The following is a 17,673-nucleotide window of genomic DNA, read 5'->3' as shown; positions in this document are numbered from 1 at the left end:
GTTCAGTCGGCCTTGTAGGTCGTGTGGCAGGCGTTGCAGCTCTGGCGGACCACGGCCCACTGGGCGGCGAAGGCGGCGGCGTCCTCGCCGGCGGCCAGTTCGGCCAGACGGTCGGCGGCGGCGGCGTAGTCGGCGGCCCGGGCCTCGAAGCCGGCGCGGTCGCTCCAGACCTCGGGTTTGGCCTTGGTCGGGACGCCGGCGTCGCCGCCGGCCGGGAACATGCCCGGGACGGCGTGGGCCCAGCGCGCCAGGGCGCGGGTGTTGAAGCGCTGGGAGGCCGGAGCCTGTCCGGCGTCGATGGAAGCCTTGATCGAGCCCATGGCCACGCCCGACAGCATCATCGCCGCCTGACGGCCCCGAATGACGCCCGCCGCGCCGTCTCCCGATCCCTGACCCCGGGCATTGGCCGCGCCGCCGGCGCACAACAGGCCCAGCACCGCCGCCGTGATCCATTTCCGCATCATGGTCCTCCCGTTGCGGCGAAGCTCCGCCGGACGGGGACGGGTGTCAATGGATCGCGGTCGCCGTCCCGTTCCGCACCACGTCCCCCTCGACGACCGGCGCATTTCCGGCTTAGGTCCCGGCAAAGAGGGAGAGGAACCCCATGACCGACACACCCGCGAGCGCGCCCGTCAGCGGCGGCAAGCGTATCGAGTTGACGCTGCGCGCCCTGGTTCTGGGCTGCGTCCTGGCGGTGATCTTCACCGCCGCGAACACCTATCTGGGCTTGCGGGTCGGTCTGACCTTCGCCTCGGCCATCCCGGCGGCGGTCATCTCCATGGCCATACTGAGGGCGTTCAGGACCTCGACCATCTGGGAGAATATGACCGTCCAGACCGTGGCCTCGGTCGGCGGGGCCATGAGTTCGATCATCTTCGTCCTGCCCGGTCTGGTCATGATCGGCTGGTGGCTGGAGTTTCCGATCTGGGAATCGGTGGCGATCTGCGTCCTGGGCGGCGTGCTGGGGGTGACCTTCTCGATCCCGCTGCGCCGGGCCCTGGTGGTCAATGGCGGGCTGCCCTATCCCGAAGGCGTGGCCGCAGCCGAGGTGCTGAAGGTCGGCTCGCGCGGAGCCGAACAGACCGAGAGCGCGGTCCGCGAGAACAAGTCGGGACTGTGGATCGTGGTCCTGGGCTCGATCGTCTCGGGCGGGTTCGCCTATCTGGCCTCGGCGCGGGTGTTCGCGGGCGAGGCCGCGCGGTTCTTCAAGCTTCCTGTCGCCCTCGGCGGCGGCGCGACGGGCCTGGGCTTCGGCATGCAGTTCGCCCTGCTGGGCGCCGGGCATCTGATCGGCCTGACCGTGGGTCTGGCGCAGCTGTTCGGCCTGCTGGTGGCCTGGTTCATCGCCGTGCCGATCATGACCTCGCCGGAATATGTGACCTGGCTGAACGGTTTCGGCATCGACTCCGTCGCAGCCGCCCTGGGCAGCGCGCCGGCTGAGGAACTGGCGACGACGGTGTGGCGCAACGAGGTCCGCTTCATGGGCGCGGGCGTCATCGGCGTGGCCGCGATCTGGACGCTGATGAAGCTGGCCGGACCGCTGATCGGCGGCCTGACCTCGGCCCTGGCCGCCAACCGCCGCCGCAACGCCGGCGAGGTCATGGCTCTGACCGAGCAGGACATTCCCATCAATCTGGTCGCCGGCCTGTCGGTCGCGGCCCTGGTCGGCATCGCCGGCCTGCTGGCCTGGTTCGCCCAGGCTTCGCCGGCCCTGGCCGGCGCGACGCCGATGCTGGTGGCGGGAGGCCTGATCTATGTCGTCCTGATCGGCTTCGCCGTCGCCGCCGTCTGCGGCTACATGGCCGGGCTGATCGGCTCGTCCAACAGTCCTGTGTCGGGCGTGGGCATTCTGGCCATTGTGGCGGCCTCGCTGCTGATGCTGGGCGTCATGGCCGTGGCGGGGGTCCCGGCGGATCCGTCGATCATCGCCTACGCCCTGATCGTGACCGCGGTGGTGTTCGCCGTCGCGGTGATCGCCAACGACAACCTCCAGGACCTGAAGACCGCCCAGCTGGTCGAGGCCACCCCGTGGCGCCAGCAGGCGGCCCTGATCGTCGGCGTCGTCGCCGGCGCCATCGTCATTCCGTTCGTGCTGAACGCCCTGAACCGCGCCTTCGGCTTCGAGGGCGGCCCTCCGGGCATCGCCGCCGAGCCCCTGGCCGCGCCCCAGGCGACCCTGATCTCGGCGCTGGCGCGGGGCGTCATCGGCGGCGACCTGCGCTGGGACCTGATCGGCCTCGGCGCGGTCATCGGCGCCGTGATCATCGTTCTGGACATCGCGCTCAGCACCGCGACCAGGGGGCGGATCAAGCTGCCGCCGCTGGCGGTGGGCATCGGCTTCTACCTGCCGGCGGCGGTGACGACCATGCTGGTGATCGGCGCCGTCTGCGGCTGGCTGTATGAGCGGGGCCTGAAGAAGACCTCCTTCGCCGACGTCGGCCGCCGCATGGGCGTTCTGCTGGCGTCGGGCCTGATCGTCGGCGAGAGCCTGTTCGGCGTGTTCAACGCCGGCGTCATCGGCGCCACAGAGAACGAGGCGCCGTTCGCCCTGCTGCCCGCAGGCTCGACCTGGCCGGCCATGCTGGCGGGGATCGTGGTCTTCGCCGTGGTCACCTTCGCCCTGTACCAGTGGGTCCGGAGCCGGGCCGCAAGGGTCTAGGACGCGCCCAGCAATCGGGAGGGACCGGGCAGGCGTCGCAGCAGGCCCGGTCGTTCCCAGAAAGCGGCCTCGGCGGGATCGGTCATGGCGATCCGGGCGCGGTAGAAGTCGGCGATGGCCTGTTCATCGCCGCCCATGACGACGTCGCGCGCCTGCAGGTGGAAGGGCCCGATGGCGGCGGCGATGTCGTAGCGGTTCCACCAGCGGTCCGGGAACCGTCCCAGCAGGGCATACTTGGCCCTGAAGGTCTCAAGGCCGCAGCAGGCATAATGAAGAACGACCGCCTCCGTGGTGCGCAGATGGCGGGCGCTTCCGTCTGGCCGGTCGAAATCATGCACGCCAAACGGCTGGAGTCCCGGCGCCGCCAGGCGGACGGCCGACTTGCCGTTGGAATACAGGTTGAAGAAGCCCGCCCCGAACCTCGGAGAGCGTCGCAAGACGTCGGCCAGGGCGGAATCGACGGACGCGATCCGGCGCATGTGCTCGACCGGAACCTTGAACAGGGTGACGGCCGCGAACGGGCGATCGGTCGTCTCATGCTCGGGAACCGCTTCCATATTCGGGAAGGCGATGACCTCCACATCCCGCAACAGCAAGGCGTCGAACAGCGCCCGCGCGTTCCCTCCGGGAGCATGAAACAGCTCGTCGATATCGATGTGCAGCAGCCAGTCGAAACCGTCGCGCCGCGCCATGTCCGCGACCAGACTGGCGTTGAGCAACTGGCGGGCCATGACTTCCATCTCGACCGAGGATCCCAGATCGGGGAAGAGCGGGGAACCCCGCCACCGGGCCCGCCAGTCGTCGTCGCAGGCGATCGCCTCAACTCCCGGCAGGCCGACCGCCCGCCCGCGATCGGGATCATCCGGATCGTCGAACACCAGATAGAGCCGCCCGAAACCCGTGGCCGTGTGCCAGGCGATGAAGTCGTCGAGAAACGACCCGGCGCCGCGCAGGGTGGTGACGATCGCTGGCCCGCCGTTCGGCGGTATCGGTGTCCGGTCTTCCATCAGCGATGCTTGTAGCGGCTGCGGCGGCGGGCCGCACGGGTCTGACCGCCTTCGCGCCGCCGTTTTCCTGAGCGATAGAGCGGCGGTTACGCCGGTGCGTGTTCGTCGCGCACTGGCGTTTCCGCGTGCGCCCCTGTATGAGGCGCGCGCTCCCCGCACCGTCGCCAAAATCCAGCGGCCCGCTCTCGCACGGCCGCCTTGCACGTCTGATAGTCAAATGAATCTGCGCAACGTCGCCATCATCGCCCACGTCGACCACGGCAAGACCACGCTGGTGGACCAGCTTCTGGCCCAGTCGGGCGTGTTCCGAGCCAATGAGGCGACGACCGAGCGCGCCATGGACTCCAACGACCAGGAGCGCGAGCGCGGCATCACCATCCTGGCCAAATGCACCAGCGTGCTGTGGAACGGCAAGGCGGGCGAGACCCGCATCAACATCATCGACACGCCCGGCCACGCCGACTTCGGCGGCGAGGTCGAGCGCATCCTGGGCATGGTGGACGGCTGCGTCCTGCTGGTCGACGCCGAGGAAGGCGTCATGCCCCAGACCAAATTCGTGCTGACCAAGGCGCTGAAGATGGGCCTGCGTCCGATCCTGTGCATCAACAAGGTCGACCGCGCCCACGCCGATCCGGACCGGGTGCACAACGCCGCCTTCGACCTGTTCGCCGCCATCGGCGCGACGGACGAGCAGCTGGACTTCCCGCACATCTACGCCTCGGGCCGGGCCGGCTGGGCGACGCTGGACCTGAACCAGCCGTCCGACAATCTGGGCCCGCTGTTCGACCTGATCGTCGACCATGTGCCGCCGCCGAAACAGGTCGAGGCCGCGGACAAGCCGTTCCAGATCCTGAACGTGCTGATCGAGAGCGACCCCTTCCTCGGCCGCCTGCTGACCGGCCGGATCGAGAGCGGCAAGGCCGTTCCCGGCATGGCCATCAAGGCCCTGTCGCGCGACGGCAAGATCCTCGAACAGGGCCGGATCACCAAGGTGCTGGCCTTCCGCGGCCTGAAGCGCCAGCCGGTCGACAGCGCCGAGGCGGGCGACATCGTCGCCATCGCCGGCATGTCCAAGGCCACCGTCGCCGACACCCTGTGCGCCCTGGAAGTCACCGAGGCCCTGCCGGCCCAACCGATCGACCCGCCGACCATCTCCATGACCGTCTCGGTCAACGACAGCCCCCTGGCCGGCCGCGAAGGCGACAAGGTCCAGTCGCGCGTCATCCGCGACCGCCTGCTCAGGGAGGCCGAGGCCAACGTCGCCATCCGCGTCACCGAGACCGGCGGCAAGGACGCCTTCGAGGTCGCCGGCCGCGGCGAACTGCAGCTGGGCGTGCTGATAGAGAACATGCGCCGCGAGGGCTTCGAGCTGTCGATCTCGCGTCCGCGCGTGGTCTATCAGACCGGTGAGAACGGCGAGCGTCTGGAGCCGATCGAGGACGTCGTCATCGACGTCGACGACGAATACACCGGCGTGGTCATCGAGAAGCTGTCGGCCCGCAAGGCCGAGCTGAAGGACATGGGCCCGTCGGGCGCCGGCAAGACGCGCCTGACGCTGAAGTCGCCGTCGCGCTCGCTGATCGGCTACCAGGGCGAGTTCCTGACCGACACGCGCGGTTCGGGCGTGCTGAACCGCGTGTTCAGCCACTATGAGCCGCACAAGGGCGCCATCGAAGGCCGTCTGAAGGGCGTGCTGGTCTCGAACGGCGACGGCGAAACCGCCGCCTTCGCCTTGTGGAACCTCGAGGACCGCGGCGTCATGTTCGTCGGCGGCGGCGAGAAGACCTATCAGGGCATGATCATCGGCGAGAACGCCCGTTGGGACGACCTGGACGTCAATCCGATGAAGGCCAAGCAGCTGAACAACATCCGCGCCGCCGGCAAGGATGAGGCCGTTCGCCTGACCCCGCCGCGCCGTCCCTCGCTGGAACAGGCCATCGCCTACATCGAGGAAGACGAGCTGGTGGAAGTGACGCCGAAGTCGATCCGGCTGCGCAAGGCCGTGCTGAACCCCTCGTTCCGCAAGAAGCGCGTCCGCGAGGAATAGACCGGGCGGGGCTTTCGCCCCGGCCTTTTCCGCTCAGCCTGCGCCGTCAGACCTCGGGCTGCGGCGGGGCGGTGATGACCTCGACATTGTCGTTCAGCAGATAGGCCAGTTCGTCCAGCGCCACGCGGCGCTCGGCGGGGTTTGCGGCGGCTTCGACGGCCGCGACCTTCTTCGGCATGTCTTCCGAAATGCCGCGCAGGATGCATTTCAGATCGCCGTCGGTGCCGCGTTCCTTGAGGATCAGATGGCCCTGCATGTCGCTGGCTGCCAGATCTGCGGCCTGCGCCTTGAAGCCGGCGAAGGCCGGGCTGGCGGCGAAATCGGCCTGATTCATCACCCCGGCCTCGATCCAGCCCTGGACCACGCTCTTCAGCGCGCCCGAGCGGGCCACGATATCGGCGAACAGGGGCTCTGCGGCGACCGAAACAGGCGCGGCGACGGGCGCCGGCGGCTGGGCCGCGGCCAGGGCCACATTGGGATCGGAGAGCAGCAGGGAAACCGCCAGGGCGACGCCGCAGGACATGGCGAACCTCTTTTATATGGGCCGAATCACGGATTCAGCGTTGAACCGGCTTACGCCACACCCGTAAACGGGGACTTACCCCGCCGCTCAGCGAGTCCCGCCGAATGACCGCCCGCTCCCAGGCCCTGAACATGCTCCGCGCCGTGGCGCGCAAGGACGCGGGCGAACGCATCGTGCACCGGTTCGCCACGGATCCCGGCCGGATGGAGCGGATGGGGGTCGAGGCGGCGGGTCTGTATCTGGATCTGTCCAAACAATCCTGGAGCGCCGAAGGGTTTGAGGCTGCGCTGGACCTGGCGCGGACCTGCGACGTCGAGGGCCGCCGCGACGCCCTGTTCGCCGGCGAGGCGGTCAACAACACCGAGGGCCGCGCGGTGCTGCATCCGGCCCTGCGCGCGTCCGAGGGAGCCGACTTCAAGGCCCTGGGGAAGGCGGTTTCGGCCGAGGTCGATCAGACGCGGCAGGCGATGGCGGAGTTCGCCGGCGACATCCGCTCGGGGGCCGAGACCGGCGGGACCAAACAGCCGTTCACCGCCATCGTCCACATCGGCATCGGCGGCTCTGATCTGGGGCCCCGCCTGCTGTGGGACGCCCTGCGGCCGCTTGAACCAGCCATCGACCTGAGATTCGTCGCCAACATCGATCCGCGCGACATGGCCGAGGCCCTGTCCGGGCTGGAGCCCGAGACGACGCTGGTGGTGGTCGTATCCAAGACCTTCACGACGCAGGAGACGCTGGCCAATGCCGATCTGGCCAAGGCCTGGCTGGCCGAAAGCCTGTCGCCTCGCCGTATGACCGGGCACCTGGTCGGCGTCACGGCGGCGCCGGACAAGGCCGAGGCCTGGGGATGCGGCCGCACCTTCGGCTTCCGTGACTGGGTCGGCGGACGGTATTCGCTGTGGTCGGCGGTCAGCCTGTCGGTCGCCGTGGCGCTGGGCTGGGACGTGTTCGAGCGGGTGCTGGACGGCGCCCGGGCGATGGACGAGCATTTCCGCGAGGCGGCGCTGGAGATGAACGCGCCGATCCTGCTGGCCATGGCCCAGGTGTTCAATGTCGAGGGTCTGGGACGTCCGGCGCGGACGGTCGCCCCCTACGCCCACGGCCTGCGCCGGTTGCCGGCCTTCCTGCAGCAGCTGGAGATGGAGTCGAACGGCAAGCGGGTGAAGCGCGACGGTTCGGCCGTCGATACGGCGACAGGGCCGGTGGTGTTCGGCGAGCCCGGCACCAACGGCCAGCACGCCTTCTTCCAGCAGATCCATCAGGGACCGCAGGTGGTGCCGGCCGAGTTCGTGGTCGTGGGCCATACCTCGCAGGGCGCCATGGATGCGCGCGAGGGCGATGCGCCCCTGTGGTCCAACGCCCTGGCCCAGGCCCAGGCGCTGATGATCGGCAAGACGGAGGCCGAGGCGCGGACGGAGCTGCTGGCGGCCGGCGCGAGCGCCGAGGAGGCTGACCGGCTGGCTCCGCACAAGACCTTCCCCGGCGATCGCCCCTCGACCACCATATTGATGGACGCCCTGACGCCCGAGGCGGTCGGCGCCCTGCTGGCCCTCTATGAGCACAAGACCTTCGTGGAGGGCGTGGTCTGGGACATCAACAGCTTCGACCAGTGGGGCGTGGAGCTGGGCAAGGTGCTGGCCAGGGCGATCCTCAAGGATGTCGCTGATGGCGAGCCGTCGCCGGGGCTGGATCCCTCGACCGCCGAGCTGATGAAGCGGCTGATGGTCTGACGCGAAAAAGGCGGGCGTCGAAACGCCCGCCTTCCTCGCCCTCATCCGGCCTTGCTACGCGTCCGGATGAAACCTTTCACTACCAGCGCCGGTCGTAGCGGTAGTCGCGATCGCGATGGTTCTGGTAGCTGCGCCACTGGCCGTGGTTCCGCCAGAAGCGACCGTCACGGTAGTAGCCGCGACCGGCATAGGTCCGGCCTTCCACCCAGGCGCCGTAGCCGTTGTTGTAGCGGTAGCGATCGGTGCGGCTGTTGATGCCGTGCTCGCGTTCCCAGTGGCCCAGGTTCCGGTAACAGCGACCGTCGCGATAGTACTGGCAGTCGGGGCCGCGATAGGTCCCCCGATCATAGTAGCGGCTGTCCTGGGTCGACACGCCCAGAACCGCGCGCACCGCGGCGTCGATCAGCGGGTCGCCGTACGCCTGGGCCGCGGCGGGGCTGGCCGAAGCGAGGCCCATGGCGAGGGCGGCGGCCGCACCCGCGCCGGCGGTCTTCAGCTCAATGAATTTACGCATCGGATTGCTCCTTGCTGCACGCCGATCGGTCGGCATTGGGGGCATTCTGGCAGCGTGCGCCTGTACGGAGCCGGAGCAGGCTGTTCAGCTTCCAGTCAGGTCCGCGCCACGCGGCGGCCGGAATTGGATCGCACCCCGCTTGACGGAACCTTCGCGCAACCCTACTTGCCGCTCGCGTTAGCACTCGGACGTCATGGCTGCCAAACGGCGCCCGCGTCCGGGGTTCAATCGAAGATGTTGGAGACAATCAGATGGCGTTTCGTCCGCTCGGCGACCGCGTGCTCGTGAAGCGCGTGGAAGAGGAATCCAAGACCAAGGGCGGGATCATCATCCCCGACTCGGCCAAGGAAAAGCCCCAGGAAGGCGAAGTCGTCTCGGTCGGGCCGGGCGCCCGCGATGAAGACGGCAAACACATCGCCATGGACCTGAAGGCCGGCGACCGCATCCTGTTCGGAAAATGGTCAGGAACAGAAGTGAAGATCGACGGTAACGATTTGATTATTATGAAGGAATCGGACGTGCTGGGCGTGCTGTCGTAAGCACCCGCGTCTGAATTCCGTTTCCGAAACATCGTTCAAGGAGCTGCCAGATGGCTGCCAAACAAGTTCAATTTTCTACTGAAGCCCGCGAGAAGATGCTGCGCGGGGTCAATATCCTGGCCAATGCGGTCAAGGTGACCCTGGGTCCCAAGGGCCGCAACGTCGTGATCCAGAAGTCCTTCGGCGCCCCGCGCTCGACCAAGGACGGCGTCTCGGTCGCAAAAGAGATCGAGCTGGAAGACGCCTTCGAGAACATGGGCGCCCAGATGATCCGCGAGGTCGCCTCCAAGACCAATGACAAGGCGGGCGACGGCACCACCACCGCCACCGTCCTGGCCCAGTCGATCGTCCAGGAAGGCCTCAAGGCCGTGGCCGCCGGCATGAACCCGATGGATCTGAAGCGCGGCATCGACAAGGCCGTGACCGCGGTTCTGGCCGACATCAAGGCCTCCAGCCGCAAGGTCAGCGCCAACTCCGAGATCGCCCAGGTCGGCACCATCTCGGCCAACGGCGACAGCGAAGTCGGCGACATGATCGCCAAGGCCATGGAAAAGGTCGGCAACGAAGGCGTCATTACAGTTGAGGAAGCGAAAACCGCTGAGACTGAACTTGACGTTGTCGAAGGCATGCAGTTCGACCGGGGTTACCTGAGCCCTTACTTCATCACCAATGCTGACAAGATGGAGGTCCAGCTCGAAGAGCCCCTCATCATGCTGCACGAGAAGAAACTCTCGTCGCTGCAGTCGATGCTGCCGATCCTGGAAGCCGTGGTCCAGTCGGGCCGCCCGCTGGTCATCATCGCCGAGGACATCGAGGGCGAGGCCCTGGCCACCCTGGTCGTCAACAAGCTGCGCGGCGGCCTGCGCGTCGCCGCCGTCAAGGCCCCGGGCTTCGGCGACCGCCGCAAGGCCATGCTGGAGGACATCGCCGTCCTGACCGGCGGCCAGGTCATCTCGGAAGACCTCGGCATCAAGCTGGAAAACGTCACCCTCGACATGCTGGGCAAGGCCAAGAAGGTCACCATCACCAAGGACGACACCACCATCGTGGACGGCGTCGGTGAGAAGGACGCGATCGAGGCCCGCATCGGCCAGATCAAGAAGCAGATCGAGGACACCACCTCGGACTACGACAAGGAGAAGCTGCAGGAACGTCTGGCCAAGCTGGCCGGCGGCGTCGCGGTCATCCGCGTCGGCGGCTCGACCGAGGTCGAGGTCAAGGAGAAGAAGGACCGCGTCGACGACGCCCTGAACGCCACCCGCGCGGCGGTCGAGGAAGGCATCGTCCCCGGCGGCGGCATCGCCCTGCTGAAGGCGACCAAGGCCCTCGAGGGTCTGAAGGGCGACAACGCCGACCAGACGGCCGGCATCGCCATCATCCGCCGCGCCATCCAGGCCCCGATCCGTCAGATCGTCGAGAACGCGGGCGTCGAAGGCTCCATCGTCGTCGGCAAGGTGCTGGAAAACAAATCCGCCACCTGGGGCTTCAACGCCCAGACGGAAGAGTATGTCGACATGATCCAGGCCGGCGTCATCGACCCCGCCAAGGTCGTGCGCACCGCCCTGCAGGACGCCGCCTCGGTGGCCGGCATCCTGATCACGACGGAAGCGGCCGTGGCCGACGCGCCGAAGAAGGCCTCGGCCGGCGGCGCCGGCGGCGGCATGGGCGGCGGCATGGGCGGCATGGGCGACATGGACTTCTGATCCGGAACGGGGCGGGCGCGAGCCCGCCTCGGGACGGCTCCGGCGCGAGCCGGGGTCCGGTCGCTCGGCGGCTCAGCTGAGACAGAAGAGGGCGGGTCCGGAGACGGGCCCGCCCTTTTTTGTTTAACTACCGCTTCGGCCGGGAACGGCTGTGCTCGCTGCGCCCGCATCGCTCAGGATAGCTTCAGCGATGACGTCATCTGGGTCGCGATGCAGCGGATGGGTGATCACCAACTTCGTCCCCTCATCCTCGATGAACTGGACGGTGACGCCGTCAAGCACAGCGCGACGCGGGCCTTCCGTCAGATCGCCAGACACCTCCGCAAAGCGGGTGCCAAAGACCTTCGTCAGAAGCGCTGTTGATGCGTTGCCCAGTGCCTTGATTGAAGCGTCCGGTGTCTCCTCGTCATCCTTGCGAAGGCGATCTGCATAGAACGACAGGACCAGCTGCGTTGCGATCTCATCCGTGCCTGAGATAGAATAGGAGAGCCCGTCTCCGAGCGAGCTTTTCGTCAGCAGGCGCGATTGCGAAAGCGCTGACCATTCGCCGTAGCTTGGATCGTAGGTTCCAGTCTTCAATCCCTGTCCTGACAGGAATTTCGCGGCGCGATACGGCGACCACCCGAACTCGGGGGGCACGTGCGGTTTCAAGAGTTCCCGGCGTCGCGCCGACTTCATCACCAGGACGGCGCGGCGGACGTCTGCGAGCGTTCCTGTTTCGACCTTGAACAACGTCCGGGCCCAACGGCGCATCAATGAGACGTCCAGACCGAACCACAGAAGGAGCCGTCGCTTAACGGACGCCAAAACCTCCGGGTCCTTGATCGGGAACGCGAGGCGTCGGCTGACCTCGCCATATCCATTCCAGACCCCGACGCCGTACATGAAGGGGATGAACAGCAGCGACAGCAGAGCAGGGACTGCGAATTCACGGCCCGTCTCAGGCGTCGCAAAACCCCTCAGATCGCCGAATAGGCGCCAAACCGCATAGGCCAGCAGGCTCAGGCCAATGATCGAGATCAGAGCGCCGAAGAATTTGGCGACGACCTCGTGGCCCTCACGCCCTTGGGCGAACGTGCCCATCAAGACGATGAAACTGGCCATCGGAACTAGGATCAATTCACCCCAGATGTTGAAGGTGTAGGTCTCCGCAAGGAAGGTGACGACGGTCGTCACGCCGAGGATCTCTCGCGCTGCGGCCTTCGCCATATCGCCCGGATCACCTTCCCAGCGCTTGACGTCGAACATCCAACCCAGCGCGAAGGCGACGAACCATATCAACGTCGTCTTCAAGTTGGCGATGTCCCAAAAACCGAGGCGCGCGAGAACCCAAGCTGAGGCGGCAACCCAAAGCGCCATCAGGCCAACGACTGTCAGGAGGAGCGGTTTGAAGAAGGACCGGAACAGGCCCATCAGCGCGCCCCAAGCCTTAGCCTTCCAGATCAGCCAACCGAAAACAGCGATGAACCAGATCAGGGAGGCCTGCTCGCGGGGGTTCAGAATCTCCATGAGGTCCTACATGGGCGTGCAGCGCAGGTTGTTGTCAGATCAACGCGATTTCCACTGTCGCCGAAGCGGGACAAGAATGTCTTCCACCAAAGCTGATGTGTTCAAGCGGAGGGCCGGTCGTGCTTGGTTTATGACTACCGCAACCCTGGCATCAGACTGCCCCATGTGGACAACGCTCGAACCGGAACCTGAAGCCGCCTCGGCTCTGGTCTTCCAGCCCAAATAGTCACCACCGTCGATCCGAGAAGCGATGGCGACCTGAAGGAGGCGTTGGGTAGGATCAACGCGCTCAAGGGCGACGCCCGCAAAAGACAAGGCCACGCCGATCTGGTGTTGAACGACTTCCTCGACCAACGCGGGAAATCCTCCAAACCGATCTTCTGAGGTGGCGGGGTCGCGGAGCGGCAAGCCCAGCAGTATCGATCCGTCCTCATCGATCTGGAAACGAGCGCCTGAATCCTGCTCCAGTACGAATGCGCCACCACGGATTTCCCGCTTAACGCCCTTCGCCCCATCAAAGATGGGGGCGTCACCAAACAGGCCCGCTTGATGGAGGAACGTGTGCAAGTCACTCGCCTCGATCTGGACCGGGCGTAGAACCTTTTGATGGGGACCCCCGGCCAGTGCTACGAAGAGCATGGGGCCGCTGTTGTATCCGCCGTTCCGTTCGGCGGGCGGAAGAAGCGCCTCAGCGCGAGCCCGCATTTCGGCCAAGTCGACCGGAGCCACGGCGGTTGCAAGTTCGTAGTCATGCAGCGCCCGCGTGACGCTCGCCTGGAAACTGGCTGGGTCGGCGAACGACCCCCGGAACAATCCGCCTTCCCAGCCCTGAACCTCTGAAATGAAGTCGGCTTGAGCGGGTTCCGGCGTAATGCCCTGCTGGACAAAAGCGATGACTGGCTTCTTTCCTCGCGCCTCGCGGTATTCCTCATGCGTCGCCGACAAGCCGGAGCCTGATTGAACAGGCCCGTAGGCGTCACCGAGCGCCAGGATAACCAGATCGGCGTCTCTAAGGCCTTGAAGGCAAGCCACCTGTGGAGATCGCGCCGAGGCGCCGAAGTCTTCGGCCATGATTGGCTCGTGGCGCAACGTCTCCACCGCAGTTCGAGCAGCCGACCGGAACGGCTCAAATCCGTAAATAACCGAGCTGACGAACACTTTCACCGGATCACTCCCAGCCAGACCGAACATCTTGGCGATGGCATTCAGGGCACGCGATTGGGAAGAGGGGCTGACGCCGCCTTTCGGCTTCCCGGCGTTCTTCAGCGCTGAGAACGGTGACCTCGAAGCGGTGGCCACAGTTCCGGCAACGATACTGAGCTACGCTTGGCATAGTCATCTCCGGTGAGAACCGAAGGTGAACATATAGCGATTCCCCAAAGTTGAACTAGGCGACCATTGGGGTGACGTGCAGGGACGGCCTGTCCTTGACCCGCGCCGGGACAGACGACCGGGGGCGGGCGTACCGGGCGCGCGGGCGCGCGCCGATGGAGTGCGGTCTTGGAGGGCTAGTACTCCACCAAGGAATACTTGATCAGGTGAGCTGAGGGCAGGATTGAGCACACGGCCGTTGGATAACCGGAAGCAGCGTTGACCTCAAAGCCGTAGGTGAAGCTGAGCGGGGTTATTTGCTCGAAGCTGACACAATGACTGTATTGAGCCTTGCCGATCGTAAACAAGGCAATGGCTCGCGTGGTCGCCGGATCAAAGCGCCAACCCAAAGCTGCGTCCTCCGGAGAAACCATCAGGGGATATGCGGCCACCGCACGCGTACCCGGCCGAGCGAAGGTGAAAATGCGGGCAGGACAGATTTGATTCAGCGCTGCCGTCCACACCTCGACGTCCCCCACGATAGCGGTCGGCGTGTCATGGCACGCGGGGAACAGCGGGTAGTTCTTGTGAGTTTCTGCAATCCGCAGCCGCGGCGGGATATACGCGTCTGCGCCGCCTTGGTCCGAGCTGATCGTGATCGTCGCGTCTGATCTCGCATCCGCAAGCCGAATCTGGATTGGGCAAGAGACGTTCGTCTCGAATTTGAAGCCGCGACGCGTGCAGCGCGGGCGGCCCAGTATCTCACCCCCGGTCACCAAAACCACCTCGGTCAGTTTGGCTTCGGTCACATTCGTCGCGCCGTTGCGCCAGACAATGGAAATGGTCGCGCTGGTGGCGCTGTCCCGTCGCGCTGTCACGGCGAAGTGGCCAACCTGGCTCGCCGTGCACGCGGACCAGGCGGACAGGATCCCGGGATCGCCTGAGATCGTGGCGAAGTCGGTTTCGCTGCCGGTGGAAACCTGTCCCTCCAGCGTGTGGCGAACCGCAGATTGTCTGGATTCGAACTCAGACCTTGAGTAGTCACCGCGCCCGAAAATCAGTTGGGCGTAGTTCCCTGCGCCGCTAGCGCTGCTCTGGTCCTGGGCCTGCTCCCACGTCATTCTTGAAAACTCGCGGAACACGAAGAGCTTGTAATACTCGGAGCGGTTATAGGTCGTGGTTCTCAGCGTGCCGTCGCGAAGTACGTCGGAACATTCGCTGGCCGAGGAGGGACCTGCGACACAGAAGACGGCCAAGAAGAGCAGGCCGACAAGCACAGCTTCGAACTGTTTCATGACCTTCTCCGGAGCAGTCGAATTTGCTTTGAGGCGCGGCCTCACTGCCAGAACGCCGTTTGCTGAGTGTATCGCAGCGCGACCGAAGACTTGCAAGCAAAACGAGAATCGTTCGCCTGCGCACCCAGAGCTTGGTGAACGGCCGCCGGAGACGGGGCTGACGTCGGTCGAGGCTGGACAGGACCGGGTCCCGGCCTTGGCTGCTGCGCGCCGCCCTTCGCGTCGCCAGGATGAGCGGTCAGGGATTGGGGGGACTGACGAAGCGGGGCCACCCGCCCCGGCGCGCCTCAAGGACGCTGCGCGCCGCTCGCGCGGCAGGCCGGGACGGCCTGTCCTTGACCCGCGCCGGGTCGGGCGACCGGGGCTGGGCGTGTCGGGCGCGCGGCACGCGCCGACTTTATGGAAGAGGGTGGGGCTGTGCGGGCGTTGGCCCCCTCCACCACGCTGCGCGTGGTCCCGTCGTCCGGTCGTCTCCGACGACCGTTCCTCCACCCCCGATGGGGGAGGATTGCGGTCTTCGCCGTCCCGCCCTCTCCCCGAACCGCCGACCGCATGAACCGCAACGGCCCGACCGCACTCCGCGCCGTCGCCGCCGTCCTGGCTGAAATGCTGACAGTTCGCCGCCAGCCAGACGATTGCGGCGGCGCAAGCCGCTGACGGGGAAGGGCTTCCCGGCGCGGGCAGCGTCATTTTCAAGCCGCAGGAGCGGATGGCGCCAGACTCTGGGGTCCATGAAGGGGATCAGGAGCGGCAAGGTGACGGACGAAATCAGGGGCGGGATCGGGAACGGGGCGGACGACGGGGTCGTGCGGCGGCCGCGGCTGCGGGGGCATGTGAAGCTGGGGACGCGGATGTGGGCGCGGATCCAGCGGGAGTTCGCGGCGGGGGCCTCGGTCCCATGGCTGTCGGCGCGGTACGGGGCGGGCGAGCGGACCATCGCCATGCGGGCGAAGACGGAGGGCTGGCGGCGCAAGGACCTGGCCGAGGCGGCCGACGCCGAGCTGGAGGCGGCCGAGGCGCGCGGGGATGCGGACCCGGTCGCGGGGCCGGCGATCGGGGCGGGACTGGGGCTGGACGGCTCGGCGCGGAAGGAGGCCGAGGCGTTCGAGGCGGCGCTGGCCGGGGTGGACCAAGAGGCGCGGGATGGGGCGGCGCGCGAGGCGATGAACCGGGCGGTGGCCTGCATGCGGCGCGAGGATGCGCCGGCGGCGATGGGCTGGGCGAAGCTGGCGGCGGCGCTGGACGGGATGGGGCGGACGGACGGGGCGGCGGACGAGGGCGCGGATGAGGCGATGCAGGATGCGGCGATGGCGGTGCTGTGCGAGCGGCTCGGGCTTTCCCCTTCTCCGTGCACCCCGGCGACTGCCGGGGTCCAGATCACGGGCGCCGATTGATGGGGTCGGGCGCGGGGGAGTCTGATCCGGGCGCCGAGCCATCCCATCTGGATCCCATTCGCCGGGATGCACGGCGGTTGGTGGGGATGCTGGGGCGGGACCGGCGGGCGGCGCTGATGTGGCGGGTCGTGGCGCATGAGGGCCAGCTGCCGGAGACCGACGACTGGCGCACCTGGGTCTTCCTCGGCGGGCGCGGGGCGGGGAAGACGCGGGCGGGGGCCGAATGGGTGTGGGAGACGGCGCAGAGGCTGGGGGCGGGCGGACGCATCGCCCTGGTCGGGCCGACGATCCGGGATGCGCGGACGGTGATGGTAGAGGGGCCGTCAGGGGTGCTGAACCTGCCGTTCCGGACGGGGGCTGCGTTCGCCTCGTCGCTGCGACAGGTGACGTTTCCGGGCGGGGCCGTGGGGCTGCTGTTCTCGGCCGAGGAGCCGGAGCGGCTGCGCGGGCCGCAGTTCCATGCGGCGTGGGGAGATGAGTTCTGCGCCTGGGGGCGGGCGGAAGAGACGCTCGCCATGTTGAGGCTGGGGCTAAGGCTTTCTTGTGGGGCCGCGGTCGTCGGCCCTTCGGGACCTCCCGACCCGACGCGGCCTGGCGCTTCGCGCGACGACTGGACTCCCAAGCTGGTGCTGACCTCGACGCCGAAGCCGGGGCGGGTGTTGCGCGGGGTGCTGGCGGAGGACGGGTGTGAGCGCACGGATGCGCCGACGGCGGCCAATGCGCAGAACCTCGCGCCGGGATTCCTGGCGGCGATGGAGGGGCTGTACGGCGGGACGCGACGGGCGGCGCAGGAGCTGGAAGGACGGGTGCTGGAGGGGGACGGGGCGCTTTTCACTCTCGCGGAGATCGCGAAAGCGAAAAGCTTGTTTGAAGGGCGCTACCGCCCTTCGGGCTACTTGAGCGCGGAGGGGGTGTTGCTGCCTTGGGAAAGGGTCGTCGTCGCCGTCGATCCGCCGGCGGGGACGCTGTCGGGGCGGGCGCGGGATGCGTGCGGGATCGTGGTCGCGGGCCGGCGCGGGGACCGGGTCGCGGTGCTGGCGGACTGGACGGCGAGGGGGCTGTCGCCGGAAGGCTGGGCGGAGCGGGTCAGGCGGGCGGTGGAGGCGTATGGGGCCCAGCGGGTGGTGGTCGAGAGCAACAACGGCGGGGCGATGGCGCAGGCGGTGCTGAAGGCCTCGGGCCTGTCGGTTCCGGTCAGGCGGGTGCACGCCTCGGTCGGCAAGGTCGCGCGGGCGGAGCCGGTGGCGGCGCTGTACGAACAGGGGCGGGTGGCGCACGCGCCGGGGCTGGAGGCGCTGGAGGAGGAGCTGATGGGGCTGGGCGGCGAGGATGCGGGCGGGACCAGCCCGGACCGGGCGGACGCGCTGGTCTGGGCGGTGACGGAGCTGGCGCCGGCGCCGGGGACGCGGGGGCCGCGGGTGACCCGGCTGTGACCCGCCGGC

At 67.4% G+C, this 17,673-nt stretch carries 14 protein-coding genes; 7 read left to right on the top strand and 7 right to left on the bottom strand.

The genetic code is table 11. The features are described 5' to 3' along the window. Positions 1-2 precede the first annotated feature (2 nt). On the bottom strand, positions 3-461 hold the full coding sequence (locus BrevBR_RS07010) for a cytochrome c (protein ID WP_340000417.1): 459 nt from the start codon (positions 459-461) through the stop codon (positions 3-5). 143 nt (positions 462-604) lie between these two features. Here BrevBR_RS07010 and BrevBR_RS07005 point away from each other — a divergent pair, with 143 nt between their 5' ends. Next, positions 605-2,659 (top strand): OPT family oligopeptide transporter, encoded by a 2,055-nt coding sequence (locus BrevBR_RS07005; RefSeq protein ID WP_340000416.1) that lies wholly within the window; start codon positions 605-607, stop codon positions 2,657-2,659. Here the strand turns inward: BrevBR_RS07005 and BrevBR_RS07000 are convergent. Then, positions 2,656-3,666 (bottom strand): glycosyltransferase family 2 protein, encoded by a 1,011-nt coding sequence (locus tag BrevBR_RS07000; RefSeq protein ID WP_340000415.1) that lies wholly within the window; start codon positions 3,664-3,666, stop codon positions 2,656-2,658. The genes BrevBR_RS07005 and BrevBR_RS07000 overlap by 4 nt on opposite strands. A gap of 217 nt (positions 3,667-3,883) precedes the next feature. Here BrevBR_RS07000 and typA point away from each other — a divergent pair, with 217 nt between their 5' ends. Beyond that, entirely contained in the window at positions 3,884-5,713 is a 1,830-nt protein-coding gene (gene typA, locus BrevBR_RS06995; RefSeq protein ID WP_332641150.1) for a translational GTPase TypA, read from the top strand. 46 nt (positions 5,714-5,759) lie between these two features. On the opposite strand, the gene BrevBR_RS06990 is transcribed toward typA, so the two are convergent. Continuing rightward, the gene (locus tag BrevBR_RS06990; protein WP_332641151.1) at positions 5,760-6,236 is read right to left on the bottom strand and encodes a hypothetical protein; all 477 of its coding nucleotides are present in this window, start codon (positions 6,234-6,236) and stop codon (positions 5,760-5,762) included. A gap of 104 nt (positions 6,237-6,340) precedes the next feature. Between BrevBR_RS06990 and pgi the strand changes: the two genes are divergently transcribed. Then, positions 6,341-7,966: a glucose-6-phosphate isomerase gene (gene pgi, locus BrevBR_RS06985; protein WP_340000414.1), complete on the top strand. Its 1,626-nt coding sequence runs from the start codon at positions 6,341-6,343 to the stop codon at positions 7,964-7,966. Positions 7,967-8,045: 79 nt separating this feature from the next. On the opposite strand, the gene BrevBR_RS06980 is transcribed toward pgi, so the two are convergent. After that, positions 8,046-8,480, bottom strand: a complete 435-nt coding sequence (locus BrevBR_RS06980; protein WP_340000413.1) for a hypothetical protein — start codon at positions 8,478-8,480, stop codon at positions 8,046-8,048. A gap of 251 nt (positions 8,481-8,731) precedes the next feature. Here BrevBR_RS06980 and groES point away from each other — a divergent pair, with 251 nt between their 5' ends. Together groES and groL are read left to right on the top strand one after the other, a co-directional pair. Next, a complete protein-coding gene (gene groES / locus BrevBR_RS06975; RefSeq protein WP_332641154.1) occupies positions 8,732-9,019 on the top strand; it encodes a co-chaperone GroES in 288 nt (95 codons plus the stop codon). A 50-nt stretch (positions 9,020-9,069) separates the two neighbouring features. Next, entirely contained in the window at positions 9,070-10,722 is a 1,653-nt protein-coding gene (groL, locus tag BrevBR_RS06970; RefSeq protein ID WP_340000411.1) for a chaperonin GroEL, read from the top strand. A gap of 123 nt (positions 10,723-10,845) precedes the next feature. Here the strand turns inward: groL and BrevBR_RS06965 are convergent, their stop codons facing one another. From BrevBR_RS06965 to BrevBR_RS06955, 3 genes are all read right to left on the bottom strand, one after another. Then, positions 10,846-12,231 carry a hypothetical protein gene (locus tag BrevBR_RS06965; protein ID WP_340000410.1) on the bottom strand — a complete coding sequence of 462 codons (1,386 nt, stop codon included), beginning with the start codon at positions 12,229-12,231 and terminating at the stop codon, positions 10,846-10,848. 39 nt (positions 12,232-12,270) lie between these two features. After that, positions 12,271-13,530 carry a DUF4062 domain-containing protein gene (locus tag BrevBR_RS06960; protein WP_340000409.1) on the bottom strand — a complete coding sequence of 420 codons (1,260 nt, stop codon included), beginning with the start codon at positions 13,528-13,530 and terminating at the stop codon, positions 12,271-12,273. Between the two features lie 209 nt (positions 13,531-13,739). Further along, the gene (locus BrevBR_RS06955; RefSeq protein WP_340000408.1) at positions 13,740-14,837 is read right to left on the bottom strand and encodes a hypothetical protein; all 1,098 of its coding nucleotides are present in this window, start codon (positions 14,835-14,837) and stop codon (positions 13,740-13,742) included. A 755-nt stretch (positions 14,838-15,592) separates the two neighbouring features. On the opposite strand from BrevBR_RS06955, the gene BrevBR_RS06950 reads away from it, so the two are divergent. Together BrevBR_RS06950 and BrevBR_RS06945 are read left to right on the top strand one after the other, a co-directional pair. After that, positions 15,593-16,231, top strand: a complete 639-nt coding sequence (locus tag BrevBR_RS06950; protein ID WP_340000407.1) for a hypothetical protein — start codon at positions 15,593-15,595, stop codon at positions 16,229-16,231. Between the two features lie 86 nt (positions 16,232-16,317). Beyond that, entirely contained in the window at positions 16,318-17,664 is a 1,347-nt protein-coding gene (locus tag BrevBR_RS06945) for a phage terminase large subunit family protein (protein WP_340000406.1), read from the top strand. Positions 17,665-17,673 lie beyond the last annotated feature (9 nt).

Origin of the sequence: Brevundimonas sp. BR2-1 (genome assembly GCF_037626195.1) — a bacterium.
Taxonomy (GTDB): Bacteria; Pseudomonadota; Alphaproteobacteria; order Caulobacterales; family Caulobacteraceae; genus Brevundimonas.
The sequence above is the reverse complement of the archived record's forward strand: the minus strand, read 5'-3'. Positions and strand labels throughout refer to the sequence as shown.